The 15757-nt window shown below is 63.5% G+C and carries 15 protein-coding genes; 9 read left to right on the top strand and 6 right to left on the bottom strand.

Annotated elements, in window-relative coordinates:
- Positions 1-28: 28 nt before the first annotated feature.
- The 5 genes from NFJ07_RS15990 to NFJ07_RS15970 form a co-directional block, all read right to left on the bottom strand.
- Positions 29-1300, bottom strand: coding sequence for an MFS transporter (locus NFJ07_RS15990; RefSeq protein ID WP_269995801.1), 1272 nt, complete (start codon positions 1298-1300; stop codon positions 29-31).
- Between the two features lie 121 nt (positions 1301-1421).
- Positions 1422-1763 carry a hypothetical protein gene (locus NFJ07_RS15985; protein WP_269995800.1) on the bottom strand — a complete coding sequence of 114 codons (342 nt, stop codon included), beginning with the start codon at positions 1761-1763 and terminating at the stop codon, positions 1422-1424.
- Between the two features lie 173 nt (positions 1764-1936).
- Positions 1937-3649 carry an alkaline phosphatase family protein gene (locus tag NFJ07_RS15980; RefSeq protein ID WP_269995798.1) on the bottom strand — a complete coding sequence of 571 codons (1713 nt, stop codon included), beginning with the start codon at positions 3647-3649 and terminating at the stop codon, positions 1937-1939.
- 219 nt (positions 3650-3868) lie between these two features.
- Positions 3869-4780, bottom strand: coding sequence for a carbon-nitrogen hydrolase family protein (locus NFJ07_RS15975; protein ID WP_269995797.1), 912 nt, complete (start codon positions 4778-4780; stop codon positions 3869-3871).
- On the bottom strand, positions 4781-6331 hold the full coding sequence (locus tag NFJ07_RS15970) for an APC family permease (protein ID WP_269995796.1): 1551 nt from the start codon (positions 6329-6331) through the stop codon (positions 4781-4783).
- A 109-nt stretch (positions 6332-6440) separates the two neighbouring features.
- Here NFJ07_RS15970 and NFJ07_RS15965 point away from each other — a divergent pair, with 109 nt between their 5' ends.
- A complete protein-coding gene (locus NFJ07_RS15965; protein ID WP_269995795.1) occupies positions 6441-7052 on the top strand; it encodes a TetR family transcriptional regulator C-terminal domain-containing protein in 612 nt (203 codons plus the stop codon).
- A 6-nt stretch (positions 7053-7058) separates the two neighbouring features.
- On the opposite strand, the gene NFJ07_RS15960 is transcribed toward NFJ07_RS15965, so the two are convergent.
- Entirely contained in the window at positions 7059-7922 is an 864-nt protein-coding gene (locus NFJ07_RS15960; protein WP_269995794.1) for an IclR family transcriptional regulator, read from the bottom strand.
- Positions 7923-8062: 140 nt separating this feature from the next.
- On the opposite strand from NFJ07_RS15960, the gene NFJ07_RS15955 reads away from it, so the two are divergent.
- The 8 genes from NFJ07_RS15955 to NFJ07_RS15920 all read left to right on the top strand — a co-directional run bounded on the left by NFJ07_RS15955 (position 8063) and on the right by NFJ07_RS15920 (position 15757).
- Entirely contained in the window at positions 8063-8728 is a 666-nt protein-coding gene (locus tag NFJ07_RS15955) for an ABC transporter permease (RefSeq protein ID WP_269995793.1), read from the top strand.
- On the top strand, positions 8721-9755 hold the full coding sequence (locus tag NFJ07_RS15950) for an ABC transporter ATP-binding protein (RefSeq protein WP_269995791.1): 1035 nt from the start codon (positions 8721-8723) through the stop codon (positions 9753-9755). The genes NFJ07_RS15955 and NFJ07_RS15950 overlap by 8 nt, the downstream gene beginning before the upstream one ends.
- Positions 9752-10537, top strand: a complete 786-nt coding sequence (locus NFJ07_RS15945; protein ID WP_269995790.1) for an ABC transporter permease — start codon at positions 9752-9754, stop codon at positions 10535-10537. The genes NFJ07_RS15950 and NFJ07_RS15945 overlap by 4 nt, the downstream gene beginning before the upstream one ends.
- 115 nt (positions 10538-10652) lie before the next feature.
- A complete protein-coding gene (locus tag NFJ07_RS15940; protein ID WP_269995789.1) occupies positions 10653-11588 on the top strand; it encodes a glycine betaine ABC transporter substrate-binding protein in 936 nt (311 codons plus the stop codon).
- A 2-nt stretch (positions 11589-11590) separates the two neighbouring features.
- Positions 11591-12106: a formaldehyde-activating enzyme gene (fae, locus tag NFJ07_RS15935; protein ID WP_269995787.1), complete on the top strand. Its 516-nt coding sequence runs from the start codon at positions 11591-11593 to the stop codon at positions 12104-12106.
- A 5-nt stretch (positions 12107-12111) separates the two neighbouring features.
- On the top strand, positions 12112-13215 hold the full coding sequence (locus NFJ07_RS15930; RefSeq protein ID WP_269995786.1) for a mandelate racemase/muconate lactonizing enzyme family protein: 1104 nt from the start codon (positions 12112-12114) through the stop codon (positions 13213-13215).
- Between the two features lie 10 nt (positions 13216-13225).
- The gene (locus NFJ07_RS15925; protein WP_269995784.1) at positions 13226-14746 is read left to right on the top strand and encodes an aldehyde dehydrogenase; all 1521 of its coding nucleotides are present in this window, start codon (positions 13226-13228) and stop codon (positions 14744-14746) included.
- Positions 14747-14767: 21 nt separating this feature from the next.
- Complete coding sequence (locus NFJ07_RS15920; protein WP_269995782.1) at positions 14768-15757, top strand: NAD(P)-dependent oxidoreductase; 990 nt, start codon at positions 14768-14770, stop codon at positions 15755-15757.

The following is a 15757-nucleotide window of genomic DNA, read 5'->3' as shown; positions in this document are numbered from 1 at the left end:
CGGGCTGCGGGCCGCGGAGCCGCAGCCCCTATTGAAGGCTGCCCTGGGCAGCGTCTCCGTGCCGTGCCGAGCGGAACGGCGACGCCGCAAGGAACACGGCAGCCGCCACGAATCCCGCGATAGCGATCCACAGCGTCGGCTGGTACCCGATTGATACCGCGAGCAGACCGCCGGTGGGCGCGCCGACCACAATCATCGCCCGGTTCGCAGACCGTATTGTGGTGTTCATTCGTCCTTGCAGGTGGTCCGGGGTTACCGCTTGGCGGTAACCCATCTCGTTCGCGTTGCTCAGTCCTAGGGCGAGTCCGTAGAGGGCCTGCCCCGCGGCCAGCAAGAGAATCACGAACCACTTCTGTCCGCTGCCGGTAGGCACGACGGCGATGATCGCCCAAGCGATCGACATGAGGCCATTGCAGATGATCACCGCGTGTCCGGCTCCCCATCTCATCCCGAACCTGGTCGAGAAGCTGCTTCCGAGCAACCCGGCGACGCCAGCGGCCGCCAGGGTGATGCCAAGTTCGAACGGAGACAACCTCAGTTCAAGCAAGACGAAAGATACGAAGACTGTTCCGAGCATGCTGTTGGAGAGGAACCACACGTGGGATCCGACGGCCATTGGTGCAAGGACGCGGTGCCGGTAGACCCAGCGGAGTCCCTCGGCGATCTCCGCGCGGAGACCCCGCAGGGACGTACCGGATATCTCCCGTGGCTCCACAACGCGCACGCGGGAGATCGCCAGTGCGGAGAAGAGGTAGGACACGGCGTCGGCGAGGACGGCGAAGGGAGCTCCCAGGAGCGTGACCAAGCCGCCGGCAACGAGTGGACCGGAAGTCTGGGCGACAGCATCGCTTTGGTCGGCCCTCGCGTGTGCAGCCAGCAAGTCCCGCTTGGCCACGATCCGCGGGAGAAACGACTGGGACGCGGCGTCGCCGAAGAGGGAGAAGACGCCGAAGAAGGCAACGAAGACGATGAGGACAACGAGGTTCAGCCGTCCCATCGCGTAGAGGATCGGAATGGCCAGCAGGAGGACGCCCCGCGCGAGATCTGTTCCCACGAGCACGGGTTTCCGTGGCCGTCGGTCGACGAGGGCACCGGCGACTAATCCGAAAACGAGATAGGGGAGCCACCGGGCCGCGTTCAGCAGGCCGACGTCGGTTGCGGTGCCTTGAAGCGTATCCAGCACCAGGACCTGCAGAGCCAAGGTGGTGATGTAGGTTCCAAAACCCGACACCGTGTAGGCCGACCAGAACGCCAGGTAGCCGGGAATCCGGAAGACGTCCCGCGGGTTCGAACTATCCATGGGGTTTCAGCGTCCGTTCACGGGCAGGCTGAAGCCGACAAAGCGGACACCCGTGCCGATGCCGGCCACCCGAGGACTGGGCGCCCATGGCCAGTCCTCGGGTATGGAATGCAAACTGCCTTTAGCCGCCGCAGTACTTGCTGTAGTTGGTGCCCGCGTTCTGGTAATCGTTCTTCAGGGCATTGAGCTTCGCGGTATCCGGGCTGTCCTTCGCGGACTCGTCCAGGTAGTCCACAATCGTCTTCAGGGTGGGCTTCAGCTCATCCGAGGAAACGGTTTCGATCGGGCGGAGCTGGTTGGCTACCCGGATGGTTCCGGTTTTGTCCGTGGTGTTCGTGGGGTTCGAGATGACGGTCTTGACCCGGCTGCAAGTGTCCGCGGTGCTCAGCTGCTGCGGTGCGGAGCAGGCTGAAGCGGAGAGGAGGAGCCCGGCCGCGAGCAGGGTTGTGGTGATTTTCTTCATGGTTCCCTCAGTAGTTGCTGACGTTTGATTGTAAGCAGACGTGGCGTGGCGCCCAATGCAGGCTTAGCCAGCGGAACGGTCCATTTCGTGCAGCCCAAGGTCGGATGATCACAAGGGAGGGGCCCCTCGGCCGCCCGGCCGCGGAACCCCTCCAGTGTTTGAAGCGCGCTGGATCAGCGCTGGGGGAGGGCCTTGGTCCCCTCGATCTGCACGGCTTGCAGCTTGTTCGGATCCAGGCCAAGGGTCTTCAGGATGGTCGGCGCAATCTGCGTCGTCTCGACAGCGCTGGTCACCGTCCGGGCGTGTTCGTCGTTCGCGCCGGAGATCACGAGCGGCACATCGCGGTCGTCCGCGCTGGCTCCGCCGTGTTCGGCGATCTTAGCCTTGCCACCGGTGTAAACCACGCCGGTCTGGGCGATGCCCAGGATGTCCGGGTAACGTTCGTCGCTGGTTTTGGTGCCGAAGTAGTTTGCAACTTCGCTGCCCGCGTAGACCTTGCTCAACCCCGAGGTTGTCACGGTCTTGGCAGCACCGCTGACGTCGTTACCGGCGGCCGAGTGCGCTGCCAGGTAGTCCTTGGCGAACTGGGCTGCCGCCTGCGAGTGGTCCGAAAGCCACAGCTGCATGATGTCGTCGTCGGTGGAGAACGCCACGAGGTCTGCGGAGCCCTGGTGGGTCGACTTCCATGCCGCGTTCAGGCCGTCGATGATTGCGCTGTCAGGGACCCTCGTCAGCGTCGAAGAGTCCATCGGGGACTGTCCGTGCTTTGCAGAAAGGATCACTGTGGTGTCCTTGGCGTGGCCGGAAGCGGCCAGTGCGGACTCGAACTTCCCCACAGAAGCGTTGACGAAGTCCAGGGCTTTGCTCAAGAGCGGGCCGGGAACGGTGCCGCCCTGAAGGTAGCCGCCGGTGAGGCCGTCCGACGTCGGGAGCTTCTGTGCCGTCGAGACGGCCTGGAAGTTCATCCCGAAGATGCCCGGTACTGCGGCTGTCTTGGTGCCGGAGTGGTCCTTGCCATCGATTTCGTTCAGGACGGCCTGGACCTTGTAGCCGTCGTACTGCTGGGTTGCGGCGTTGTCCTGCGTCCAGTCGCCAGTGAAGGGAGCGGCGGCCTTGCTGTTGATTTCCGGGGTGAACAGGTCATCCAGGCCCTTGCCAGAAGGGCCGTTCAGGATTTCGTAGGCCGGGTGTTTGTCCGACCACGCCGTGGTCAGGCCGGCGCTCTTCGCCACTTCGAAGACCGTGTTTACCTTCAAGTACTGGTGCGGGTAGACCGGCTTGCAGCTTGCCGGGTCAACCGGGAGGGCGGCCGGGTCAAGGAGTGAGCCGGGCTGTCCCGTCATGTTCAGGATGCTGCCCGGAAGCCCGGGCAGGCCCTGGCCGGCGTCGAGGGAGTTCTGGTTCTTGTCTGCGGCTTCGGTGAAGGCCACTTCGGCGCCGGGCGCGGTGTTCTTGCAATCCGTTGTGCCCGCGGGCAGGAGTGCCCTGTTGAAGGTGTCGTCATAGTAGACGCCGGTGGTCCCGGGATTGCCGCCCGTCAACTGGCCCACCATGCCGGGGAAGGAATCCGAAGGCACGGGAGTCTGGGCATGCGTGTAGCTGGTGCCGTGGTTGACCAGCGACGCCAGTGCCGACGTCGGGTGGTTCTTGACGTACGAATCCAGGTCCTTCTGGTGGAGGCCGTCCACCGAAAGCAGCAGGACATGCTTCGATGTTTCGCCCTGGCCACCCTGGCCCTTGCTGCTGTCTGATCCCGGCTGGCCCTGGACGTCCTGGCCGCCGCGTGAAGCGTCGTCGGCCATCGCCGGCGCCACCGCGGATCCGGCCATCAGCACGGCCCCCAGGACCGCTGCTGTGGCAAGCCTGTTTTTCTTGGCTGTCTTCATCAATGTAAGACCCTTCGCTATTGCGTTCTTATCGATCGAAAATGCGTCCCCGGATGATTCTTGTTGTGGGGAGGGTCCTCGTCTTGCCGATTGGGCCTCACCGCGGAAACGTTCACGACAGGTTCAATTGCGGGTAGCCGAACTCTTCCGAAACTCACAGGAAATCCGCGTACCCCCGGGTGGGCGGGGGCGCGCGGGCTTCTGTAATCGGTATGGTCCCTAGAGAGACGGTGCGCTGAATTGGTTCGCGCGTGAATTGTCCAGGTCCGCTGCGCTCCACGCCGGGGGTTGGAAATGCGCTCCGCCGAACATGGGGTAGGACAGGATTCCTTGTTGGTCCTGGAGTTGGGCCCACGGCCTGTTGATGCCGAGTGTGCCGTAGCGCCGGACCTGCGTAACCCGGTCGAGGTCAAGGACGGCGTAGAGGATTTCTTCGCCTCCCCTCGCTTGCTGCATGATGGTGCCCTCCGGGTCCACGATGACACTTTCGCCCACTGCAGATGGGTCCGCGCCGTTGACATTGACCACGTACACCTGGTTTGCGAAGGCGTTGGCCCGTGACATCACGATTTCCATTTCCCTGTCCCGGGTTGTGGTCAGGGTGGGCTGGATGATGACTTCTGCTCCAAGCCATGCCAGTTGCCGCGATACTTCCGGAAAGCTCCCATCGAAGCAGATGGCGAGGCCCACCCGTCCGCGGTCAGGGATGTCGAAAGTCACGAACGAGTCGCCGGGCGTGGTGGATTCGAACGGGCGCCACGGGAAGAGCTTCCGGTATCGGGCCACGATCTCGCCTTCGGGGGAAACCGCGATTGCGGTGTTGTAGGTGTTTCCACCGTCGGTCTCCAGGAGCGATCCGGGCACGAGCCAGACCCCCAGACGGCGGGCCAGTTCGGAAATGCGGTTGGTGAGCCCGCTTGGGATGGGTCCGGCGGAACGGGTCTCGCCGTCCGGGTCCGGGATCAGGAATTCCCCGGGTGCTGCGAGCAGCAGTTCGGGTGCGACGATGACGTCGACTTCGGGACCTAGGCTTTTGGCGGTTTCGGCCTGGGCGGCGAACCGTTCCCAGGTTGCTTCGACGTCGTAGGGAACGGGCTTCGTTTGGATTGCCGCTATGGATAGGACTCGCATTTATGCCTCGGTTTCGCTGCTCAGGATGGATTGCAATTCGTTTCGGGTGGAGAAGGTTCCCCGGGGGATCGTTTGCCCGGAAAAGTACGCACGGAGCCTGGGACAGATGATGGCAATGACCAGAACCCCCAGGGCCATGGCGCCGATTCCGATCCAGAACACCGTTCCGATGCCGAGCCAGGAAAGCCCGGCGTATTCGGGGGACAACATGTCGATGGCGCTGTATAAAAAAGCCCCCATCATCAAGAGCGCTCCAAGGCCAGGCAGGATGCCCTTGAGTAAAAGGGCGGACGCCGAGGTGCGCATCTGGGGAGCAAAGTACACAACACAGGCCAGGGCCGTCGCGGCGTAGTATGCGGCGATCATCAGGCCGACTGAAAGGATGGCCAGGCCGATGAAGTCGGCACTGATCGATGCCAGCACCACTGTCACGCCAATGCTCAGGACGGCCCACCAGGTGATTGACTTAGTTGGGGTCCCCCTGGACGTGTGCATCTTTGTCGTTGCTGCGGGCAGCGCGCCGTAGGTGCCCATGCTGAGCCAGGACCGGGGATTGCTGATCGCGACCGTCATCAGGGCCGCCAATGCCGAGAGGCCAACGGCGAGGATGATGACCTGGCCGAAGAGGCCACCCGTAGCTTGGGGGCCAAGGACTGACAGGACGTCTGAGACGGTTGTAGGATCCGTGATGCCTTTGGTCCCGGCAAATCCGACGGCAGCTGTTGCGGTCACGACGTAGAAGAGCAGCAGGATTACCGTGGTGATGACCACGGCCCGCCCGGGGGTGCCTTTGCGGTCTGTAGTTTCTTCATTCACGGCTATAAGCGCGTCCCAGCCCCAATAGATGAAGAGGCACAGAATGACGCCGTGGACCAGCCTGGAGAGATCGCCGGAGGCAAAGGGATTGAACCAGTCCAGGACCGGTGTCTCCGCACCGGCTACTGAACTGCCGGCGCCCATGGCGATAAAGGCTCCAATGCAGAACCCGCCCAGGGCAACCAGCTGCAGGGCAATCAGGGCGTACTGGAGCCATGCGGATAGTTCGATTCCCCGGGCTGCCACAACAGCACTGAGGGCGATCAGCCCGCATGCAATGGCGACGACGATTACCGGTTGGGAGGCCGCCCAGCCCAGCCCCAGAAAGGTCAGGAGGTACGTTGTGGCAACCTGGGCCAGGGCCGCGCTGGCGATGAAGGTGGCGATCTGGGGTACCCAGCCACCGAAAAACCATCCGGCCCACGGCCCGAACACTCGAGAGATCCACACGAAAACCCCGCCGCAGTCGGGCATTTCCCGGTTGAGGTCCCGGAACGCGAAAGCCGTGAACAAGATGGGCAGGAACCCTAGAAGGAACGCGGCGGGCGTGCTCGTCCCCACTGCCAGGACAACGAAACCGAGGGTTACGGCAAGGCTGTAGGCCGGTGCCACTGCGGCAAGTCCCAATGCCACTGTGGGGCCGATGCCGATCGATCCGGCCTTCAGTCCTTTGCCCGCAGTAACGGCGGGAAGGGCGAGGGGTGGCGCGGTGGGCGGTGGAAGGGGATGTGGCATGGTGACTCCTTCATTGAATCAAAAGTTATTTGAATCACATTCAAATTTGAATGACATTCAATACTCGATTAGGCTGGTTGTCAATAGGCATCGAAGCAGGGGGATGGCAATGGCAGGTCTCAGCAAAAGGGAAGTACGCCGCCGGGAGATCGTTGCAGCGGCGCAGGCTGTGGCCGCTCGTGACGGCGCGGAAGGCGCGACGCTTCGTGCAATTGCGGCGGAGGCAGGTATGGCCGCCAATGCCGTCCTGTACTACTACGGGAGCCTTGCCGACATCACGGCCGCTGCAGTCAAGGCCTCCTCCGACCGCCTTCTTGCAAAACTGTCGGAGGCGGTAAGCGCCGACATGAGCCCGACTGTCCGCCTCGCCGCGGTTATCCGGGCAGGAACCACCGCGGGGCTGGACGATGATGTCTCCCGGATACCCTACGAATACTGGCCCCACTCACTCAGGGACCCGGAGCACCGGCGGATTCAGGAGGAACTCACCAGCGCCCAACAACTGATCTACGAAAGGGTCATTGACGAGGGTGTGCGGGCCGGTGAGTTCTTTCCGGTACTTGCCCCGGCGAAGATCGCCCGTGCCCTCGTCGCCCAGGAGGACGGCCTGGTCATGGACGTCCTTGCCGGGATCGCGAGCAGCGACGACGTGCTTGACTTGATCGCCAGCCTCGCCTCGGCCCTTCTGGGCGTCGACAGGGACGCCCTACTCGATCAGTAATACCGCCTACGCAACCGGCGCCCCCAATGACACCGAGAACTCCATCGCCACTTTCGCCGCCAGAGCCCCGGCCTGCTCCAGGTGGCGGCCGAAGCGCTGTTTCGGGGCGCTGACATTGAATGCCGCCACGATCCGCTTCTTGAAGTCGTAGACGGGGGCTGAAACGCCCACCACCCCGAGTTCGAACTCTTCGTCAACTACTGCATAACCGCGTCGGCGAATCAGGGAAATTTCGGTGCGAAGGTCCTCGAAGCTCTGGATCTTGTTGGGCCGGTGACCGGGTTGGCCTTGCCCTGCTTCCAACGCCAAGGGGGAGAGATCCTGCAATTCCGAGGCTTTGGCGGCGTTGGTGTCATACCAATCGCGTAGGGCTGTGGCATCCCAGTCGCTGACCAGCACCCGCCCGGAGGATGTGCCCCAGGCGTCCACGCTGACGCCTTCCCAGCCAAGTGCCCTGTATGTGTGGTTGGACATCTCGCTCTTCAGGGTCAGCACCGTGCCGCCACGCAGCACGCAGAGGTGCGTGGTTTCGTGGGTGGCTGCGGAGACGCGCTTGAGGAACGGGGTGGAGACGCTGACCATCCTGGCCTCGGCGGTCCGCGCGGCCAAGGCGTAAAGCCCGTATCCGAGGCTGTACAGCAGGCTATCCGGGTCCCTGTCGACCAGGCCGGCCTCTGCAAGGGTGGCAAGCGTCCGGGATACCTGGGCCTTGTCGCGGCCTGCAATTTCGGCGACCTTGCTCACGCCTAGTCCAGAGGCGGCAACCGACTCCGGGGATCCCAGGATTTCCAGGAGCTCCAGATCGCGCCGCAGGCCTGATGAATTGCGCCGCGCAGGACGGGTGGCGGCGGAAGCATTTGAGTCACTCACAAAACGACCATAGCAATGTCTAGTTGACATATCAACAACTTGCATTGCGCAAAAGGGAACTCGCCTCATACGGTTGTGGCATGGCTCACGCAGTTGTGAGTCCTCATCCTTGACCCGACGAAGTGAAAAGGAGGATCACGTTGAACGACTCGTTCTTCTCGGACTTCGGTTTGTTCCTCACAAAGAGATCGGCAGATATCGCCGAATCCGCCACCCAGCATCTTGTGGTTGTTTTGGTTTCCCTGCTGATCGCCACGGTAGTCGGCGTCGGCATCGGAGTGCTTGTCTGGAACAAACCGATTAGCCGCTCGGTCGCCATTGCCGGCGCAGGCGTCGGCCTGACTATCCCTTCCATGGCCCTCTTGGCGCTGCTCATTCCGGTGTTGGGCCTGGGTTGGACCCCCACCATCGTGGGGCTCGCCTTTTACGCGCTGCTGCCCATCATCCGCAACACCGTTGTTGGACTGCGCGAGGTCCCACCCGCCGTCTCCGAATCCGCCCTCGGAATGGGGATGGGAACAGTAAAGACGCTGTTCCAGGTGCAGCTGCCCATGGCGTGGCCCGTGGTACTCACCGGCGTGCGGGTCTCCGCGCAGCTCTCCATGGGAATCGCCGCCATTGCCGCCTATGTGGGCGGACCGGGCCTGGGCGGAATGATCTTCAAAGGCCTGTCCAGCCTTGGTTCAAAGAATGCCCTCAACTTCGCCGTCGTTGGAACCGTCGGCGTCATTGTTCTCGCCCTGTTGCTGGATGCAGCGTTCGTCGCCATCCGCCGCCTCACTACCTCAAGGGGACTTCGTGTCTGAAACAATCTCGCGTCCGGCTGCCGGCGCCCGGATCGTCCTCAAAGACGTCACCAAGACCTACCCCGGCCAGGCCGGACCTGCCGTCGATTCCTTCTCCATGGACATCGCCCCCGGCGAGCTGATCATGTTCGTCGGCCCCTCGGGCTGCGGCAAGACCACCACCATGAAGATGATCAACCGAATCATTGAGCCGACGTCGGGATCGATCACTATCGACGGCGAAGACATCCTTTCCCTGAACCCCAACGAGCTCCGCCGACGGATCGGCTACGTGATCCAGCAAATCGGCCTCTTCCCGCACATGACCATCGCCGAGAACATCTCCGTGGTCCCCAAGCTGCTCGGTTGGGACAAGAACAAAACCCAAGCCCGCGTCGAAGAGCTGCTCTCCGTCGTCGAACTTGACCCCAAGGTGTTCGCCTCCCGTTACCCGCGCCAGCTATCCGGAGGCCAGCAACAGCGGGTAGGCGTGGCGCGGGCCCTGGCTGCGGATCCACCCGTCATGCTCATGGACGAGCCTTTTGGTGCAACGGACCCCATCACCCGCGAAAAGCTGCAGAGCGAATTCCTCCGCCTGCAGGAAAAGCTGAGCAAGACAATTGTCTTCGTCACCCACGACTTCGATGAAGCGGTCCGGCTCGGCGATCGCATCGCCGTCCTTTCCGAGCGCTCGCAGATTGAGCAATTCGACACCCCGGCAAACATCCTGGCAAATCCCGCCAACGACTATGTCTCGCAGTTTGTCGGACACGGCGCAGCCCTCAAACGGCTGGGACTGATCCCGGTGAACCAAGCCACGCTCGGCCCCACTGTCGCCATCCGCGGTGCCATCGAGGTCAGCCTCACCGACTCGCTCCGTGACGCGCTGGATGCTCTGGTCCTCTCCGGCGGGACCCCGGTGGCCGTAGTCAACGGGGAAGGCCGGGCCGTCGGCTCCATCGACATCCAGAAGATCTCCGCCGTCCTGGGGGCCGAAGTCCTTCCGGACGCGTTGGCCGGCGGAACGTTGAGCGGAGCCCGGCCGTGACAGCCCAAGCCACCTTGGATCTTGCAACTGCCTTCGGAACAGCATCCAACCGGCGCGGGAAGTACTTCTCCGTCAAGCGCTGGGGCACACCGCTTGTCATCGTCCTCGCGTTGCTCGCACTGTTCTTGTGGCTCGGGTCGCTTTCCTTGGACTCAATCGAACAACGGACCCTGAACTGGCAATACCTTCAGGACCGCACCTTCGAACACCTGCGGTTGACGGTTGTCGCGTCAGCGATCGTTGCCGTCATTGCCATCCCGGCCGGCATCGCGCTGAGTCGTATCCGCTCAAGGACCGTCCACGCGGTGGTGTTCGGCATCGCCAACGTTGGCCAGTCCACTCCGGCAATCGGCCTGGTGATCCTGTTGGCCATTGTCTGGAAACTCGGATTCGAAGTGGCCCTCGTCGGATTGGTGGCCTACTCCGTCCTGCCGGTCCTGCGGAACACCCTGGTGGGCCTGGAACAAGTGGACTCGAGCCTCACAGAAGCAGCCCGGGGAATGGGCATGCACCCCCTCCAAGTCCTCACCCGGATCGAACTTCCTCTTGCAATCCCGGTGATCGTGGCCGGCCTACGCACCGCCCTGGTGTTCTGCGTCGGCGTGGCCACGGTGGCCACCTTCATCAACGCCGGGGGCCTCGGCGACATGATCGTCAACGGCCTCAAACTTCAGCGTTGGCCCGTGCTCATCACCGGTGCCGTGGTGGTCTCCTGCATCGCCCTGACGATCGACTGGATCGCGGGGCTGGCCGAAGACCTGCTCAAACCCAAGGGCCTCTGAGTCTCCCCGTCTCTGAACACCAGGGATCAAGAACCCTCCTGAACCAAAACCCCAAGCATCGAACCTTCCAAGACTTCCCTCAGTGGCGCATGCCCACTCCAGCAAAGGACCCAACATGAAGAAACCAGTTCTCGCACTCCTGGCCACCGGCGTCGTCGCCGCCCTGAGCCTCACCGGATGTGGCGGCTCCGCTAGCTCGTCCGCAGACGCGGCCAAAGGCAACGAGCTTGACGGGCTGACCGGCGTCATTGGCGCCAAGGACTTCTCCGAGCAGTTCATCCTTTCAAACATCACCAGCCAGGTACTCAACGCCCACGGCGCCAAGACCACCACCAACACCAAGGTGGTCGGCTCTGCCAACGTCCGTACGGCCTTTGAAACCGGCCAGTTCGCGGGCTACTGGGAATACACGGGCACATCCTGGATCACCTACAACAAGCAGACCACGCCGATCAAGGACAAGAAGGCAATGTTCGACGCCGTAAAGGCCGCCGATGCCAAGAAGGGCATCGCGTGGTTGGACCCGGCGCCCCTGAACAACACGTATGCTTTCGCCATCCGCGAGGACAAGGCCAAAGAGCTGAACATCAAGTCCCTTTCCGACATCGCGAAACTCCCGGCCAAGGAGCAGACCTTCTGCATGGAAAGTGAATTTTCCACCCGCGACGACGGCTGGCCCGGGCTGAAGAAGGCATACGGCCTCAGCCCCGACGCGAGGGTCTCCATGCTGGACACTGGCGTCATCTACACCGCCACCCAGAAGGGCCAGGACTGCAATTTCGGTGAAGTCTTCGAAACGGACGGCCGCATCTCGGCGCTGAAGCTCCAGGTCATGCAGGACGACAAGCAGTTCTTCCCGATCTACCAGGGCGCCCTCACCATCAAGGCGGACATGCTCGCCAAGTACCCGGCCATCGCGGACATCATGGCAAAGGTTTCCCCGAAACTCACCACCGAGGTCATGCAGAAGCTCAATGCCAAGGCCGACGTCGATGGCGACGATCCTGACAAGATCGCCAGCGACTGGCTGAAGTCGGAAGGACTGATCTAGTAATGGCAGAAGCACGGAACCTGCAGATCGGCGAATCGTTCATCGGCGACGGCCCCAACGCTGCCCATGTGAACACGGTCCTCGGCCACAGGGACGGCCCGGCGGGCACGGCCTGGGCCACGGCCTTGGCAACGCCCAGCGCCGGACATGTCCCCTTCGTCGCCGTTCTCCGGCCTTCCCTTCCGGTCAAGCCGTTGACCTTGTTCGTCACCAAAGCGGCTCCCGCCAATGAGCGGCACGGCAATCTCATTTGGGGCGCCGCACAGGCAGGCATCGCGGCCGGCGTCGCGGATGCCTTGGCGAACGGTACCGTCACGGCAGAGCAGGCCGATTCCCACGTGGTGATCGCCGCCGTCTGGGTCAACCCCGGCGCGGACGACGAAGACGCCGTCTACCGAAACAACCGCGAGTCCGCCCGCACCGCCCTGGAAAACGGGGCGCAACAGTTGCCCTCAACGGCGGCCGTCATCGAGGCACGCAACGTCCCGTCCAATCCCTTCTTCACTCCGCGAGGCTGACAACAATGAAGATCACCGCCATCCGGCTGACCCGCATGGTTCTGCCCCTCGACCCGCCCTTCAACGCCGCGTGGGACCCCGTACCGCGCACCACGTTCCCGGCCACGCTGGTGGAAGTGGAAACAGACGAAGGAATCACCGGCGTCGGCTCGGGCGACACCATGGACGGCTTCGAGGCCTACGAGCACCTGTTCATCGGCACGGATCCGCTGGCTATCCTCAACCAGGTCCGCCGCATCGAAACCATCAACTTCCATGGCGGCCGCTACTGGCCTTTGGAGGCGGCGCTCTGGGACATCATCGGCAAGGTAGCCGAGCTGCCCGTGGCCATACTCTTCGGGGGAGCGCGCAACAAACTGCTGGCCTACGCCTCTTCCGGCGAACTGAAGGCACCCGCAGCCCGGGCCGAATCCGCGCTCGCCGCCAAGGACCGGGGCTTCAAAGCGATGAAAATCAGGATCGCCCGGGACCACCTTGAGGAAGGCGTGGAATCCGTCCGTGCGGCCCGTGAAGCCGTGGGCAGCGATTTCGACCTCATGGTGGACCTCAACCAGATGTGGCGTATGAGCGGGGACATCGAACCGGCGCTGGAGCTGGCAAAGGTCCACAAGCTGGCAACGCAATTGGCCGAACTGGGTGTCCGCTGGCTCGAGGAGCCGCTCCCGCAGGCTGACATCAAGGGTGCCCAGCGCGTCCGCGAGCAGACCGGCATCCAGGTTTCGGGCGGCGAAATGGTCCGCAGCATGCCCGAGATGATGGCCCTCATTGAGGCCGATGCCTACGACATCTACCAGCCGGACGTTGCCCTGGCCGTGGGCATGTACCGGGCCCGGCAAGTAGCTGAGACAGCCAACCTCAAGCACCGCTTCTTCACCCCGCACACGTGGAGCAATGGCCTGGGCCTGCTGGCCAATCTGCACGTAGCCGCCGGTGTGGACGCGGGGCCATACTTGGAATTCCCCTACGACCCGCCGGGCTGGACTCCCGAACGCCGCGACTTCTTCATGGAGCCGCTGGACATCGACGCCGACGGTGCGCTCCGCGTGCCCGACCTTCCGGGCCTGGGCGCCGTCATCGACTACGACGCCGTCAAGAAGTATTCGGTCTAAGGAACCTGCAATGACAGCAACAAAGAATGATTGGATCCAGCGGGCGGGCGCCCAGCGCCCATCAACCGGTTTGTACATCGACGGCGGCTTCCGCGACGCCCGTAGCGGCGAAACGTTCCCCACGGTCTCGCCCCGCGACGGCTCGGTCACCGCCCGCGTAGCGGCAGCGGGGGAGCAGGACGTTGACGACGCCGTCGTCGGCGCCCACCGCTCCTTCGAGTCCGGCGTGTGGTCCAAGACCGACCGGCGCCACCGCCAACAGGTCCTCACCCGGCTCTCCGAACTCATCCTGGAGAACCTCGAGGAACTCGCCCTCCTGGAGTCCACGGACAGCGGCCACCCGATCAGCGATGCGCTCGCCGTCGACGTCCCAAGCTGTGCCCGGACCTTCCGTTGGTACGCGGAAGCCCTCGACAAGGTGTACGACGACGTCGCGCCCACCCCACGCAACGCGCTCGCCATCATCTCGCGAGAACCGCTCGGCGTGATAGGCGCCGTCGTTCCGTGGAACTACCCGCTGATCATCTCCGCCTGGAAAGTGGCCCCGGCATTGGCGGCCGGCAACTCCGTGGTCCTTAAGCCTTCCGAACAGACGAGCCTCAGCGCCCTGCGCTTGGCCGAGCTGGCCACCGAGGCCGGTGTCCCGGACGGTGTCTTCAATGTGGTTCCCGGACTGGGACATGTGGCCGGAGCCGCCCTTGGCCGCCATCCGTTGGTGGACAAAATCACCTTCACCGGTTCCCCGGAGGTGGGCAAGTATTTCCAGCGTTACGCTTCCGAATCCAACGGTAAGCAGGTGGCGTTGGAACTGGGCGGAAAGTCGCCTCAAGTGGTGCTGCACGACGTCGGCGACATCGCAGCGTGCGCGTCCGCCGTCGCATGGGGCATTTTCTACAACGCCGGCCAGACCTGCCACGGCGGCTCCCGCCTCCTCGTGGACGAGCGTGTGCACGACGAACTCCTCGAAGAAGTCATCAAGGTGGGCCGTTCCCTGCAACTCGGCGACCCGCTGGACCCTGCAACGCAGATCGGCGCAATCGTCGACGACCGGCAGCTGGAGAGCATCCTGGGCTACTACCGCATCGCTGAATCCGAGGGCATCACCGTTGCCAGCGGAGGTACCCGGATCCGTCCGCCCGACGTCGAAAACGGCTACTACCTGGAGCCCACGGTCCTGGACAGGGTCAACAACTCCGGACGCATCGGGCAAGAGGAAATCTTCGGGCCGGTCCTGGCTGTCAGCACTTTCCGCGGCGCCGCGGAGGGCGTCCGGATGGCCAACGACAGCAAGTATGGGCTCGCCGCAAGCGTCTGGACGCAGGACATCACGAAGGCACACACCGTGGCCCGCGAATTGCGCGCCGGCACAGTTTGGGTGAATACCTTCGACGTCGCAGACATCATCACGCCCTTCGGCGGCTTCAAGGAGTCCGGCTTCGGCAGGGACCGTTCCCTGCACGCCCTGGACGCCTACTCCGCCCTGAAAACCACGTGGATCAACCTGGGCGACGCAGCCCTGGATGACGCCTGACTTCCGGAATCGAGACTTGAGATGACAGCAACAACCCACGCCCCTGCCGCAGGGGCGGCTTCACCCGAATCGCCCTTCACCCCTGGAACCGCCCGCATCGGTTTCATCGGGCTCGGCAACATGGGCTCCGGCATGACCCGAAACCTCCAGGCCGCCGGCTTCCATCTGGTTGTCAACGACGTCCGCAAGGAATCCGCCGCCGAACTCCTCGCCAATGGCGCCGAGTGGGCGGACACCGCAGCGGCAGTCGCCGCCGGCTCCGACGTCGTGATCACTATGCTCCCGACACCAAAGCACGTTGAATCCGTCGCCATGGGCCTGGGAGGCATCCTTGAAGGACTGCCCGACGGCGGGACATGGGTGGACATGTCCACTTCTGTTCCGGAGGTGGCGAACCGGGTCCGCGAAGCAGGCGAGGCCCGCGGCCTCCGCGTCCTGGACGCGCCCGTGAGCGGGATGTCCGTGGGCGCAGCGAACGGCATGCTGCAGATCTTCGTCGGCGGCGAGGCCGCCGACGTCGAGCGCCTCCGCCCGGTGTTCGAGGCAATGGGCGATCCCGAGCGGATCCTGCACGTGGGCGGCCACGGAGCAGGCTACGCCGTGAAGCTCATGATCAATCAGCTGTGGTTCTCCCACCTCGTAGCCACCGCAGAGGTCCTGAGCACCGGAGTGAAAGCAGGCGTGGACCTGGAAGTCCTACGGCAGGCCCTCATTGCAAGCCCGGCCAATTCGAACTTCGTCCAGAACGATGTCCTGTCCATACTGAACCACGGCGACTACGACGAAGGCTTCGCGATCGCCCTGGCCTGCAAGGATCTCGGCCTCTCCGTGGACCTCGCCCGTTCCGTGGGGGTCCCCGTGGAACTGTCTTCCCTCGTGGAGCAGCTTTACCGCCGGGCCAAGGCCCTCTACGGCGACAAAGCCGGAGAAATGACCCCCGTAAAACTCTACGAAGACGCCATCGGCGTGCAGCTGCGGACCGGCTCCGGTGCCGCAGCAGAAGGAGCCTGA

The organism is Arthrobacter sp. B2a2-09 (assembly GCF_027587375.1).
Lineage (GTDB): Bacteria > Actinomycetota > Actinomycetes > Actinomycetales > Micrococcaceae > Arthrobacter.
This window is presented reverse-complemented; position numbering and strand designations above follow the sequence as displayed.

Excerpts from the sequence above, each read along its gene's own strand:
- NFJ07_RS15990 (WP_269995801.1), bottom strand. The coding sequence starts at position 1,300 with ATGGATAGTTCGAACCCGCGGGACGTCTTCCGGATTCCCGGCTACCTG.
- NFJ07_RS15985 (WP_269995800.1), bottom strand. The coding sequence starts at position 1,763 with ATGAAGAAAATCACCACAACCCTGCTCGCGGCCGGGCTCCTCCTCTCC.
- NFJ07_RS15980 (WP_269995798.1), bottom strand. The coding sequence starts at position 3,649 with ATGAAGACAGCCAAGAAAAACAGGCTTGCCACAGCAGCGGTCCTGGGG.
- NFJ07_RS15975 (WP_269995797.1), bottom strand. The coding sequence starts at position 4,780 with ATGCGAGTCCTATCCATAGCGGCAATCCAAACGAAGCCCGTTCCCTAC.
- NFJ07_RS15970 (WP_269995796.1), bottom strand. The coding sequence starts at position 6,331 with ATGCCACATCCCCTTCCACCGCCCACCGCGCCACCCCTCGCCCTTCCC.
- NFJ07_RS15965 (WP_269995795.1), top strand. The coding sequence starts at position 6,441 with ATGGCAGGTCTCAGCAAAAGGGAAGTACGCCGCCGGGAGATCGTTGCA.
- NFJ07_RS15940 (WP_269995789.1), top strand. The coding sequence starts at position 10,653 with ATGAAGAAACCAGTTCTCGCACTCCTGGCCACCGGCGTCGTCGCCGCC.
- fae (WP_269995787.1), top strand. The coding sequence starts at position 11,591 with ATGGCAGAAGCACGGAACCTGCAGATCGGCGAATCGTTCATCGGCGAC.
- NFJ07_RS15930 (WP_269995786.1), top strand. The coding sequence starts at position 12,112 with ATGAAGATCACCGCCATCCGGCTGACCCGCATGGTTCTGCCCCTCGAC.
- NFJ07_RS15925 (WP_269995784.1), top strand. The coding sequence starts at position 13,226 with ATGACAGCAACAAAGAATGATTGGATCCAGCGGGCGGGCGCCCAGCGC.
- NFJ07_RS15920 (WP_269995782.1), top strand. The coding sequence starts at position 14,768 with ATGACAGCAACAACCCACGCCCCTGCCGCAGGGGCGGCTTCACCCGAA.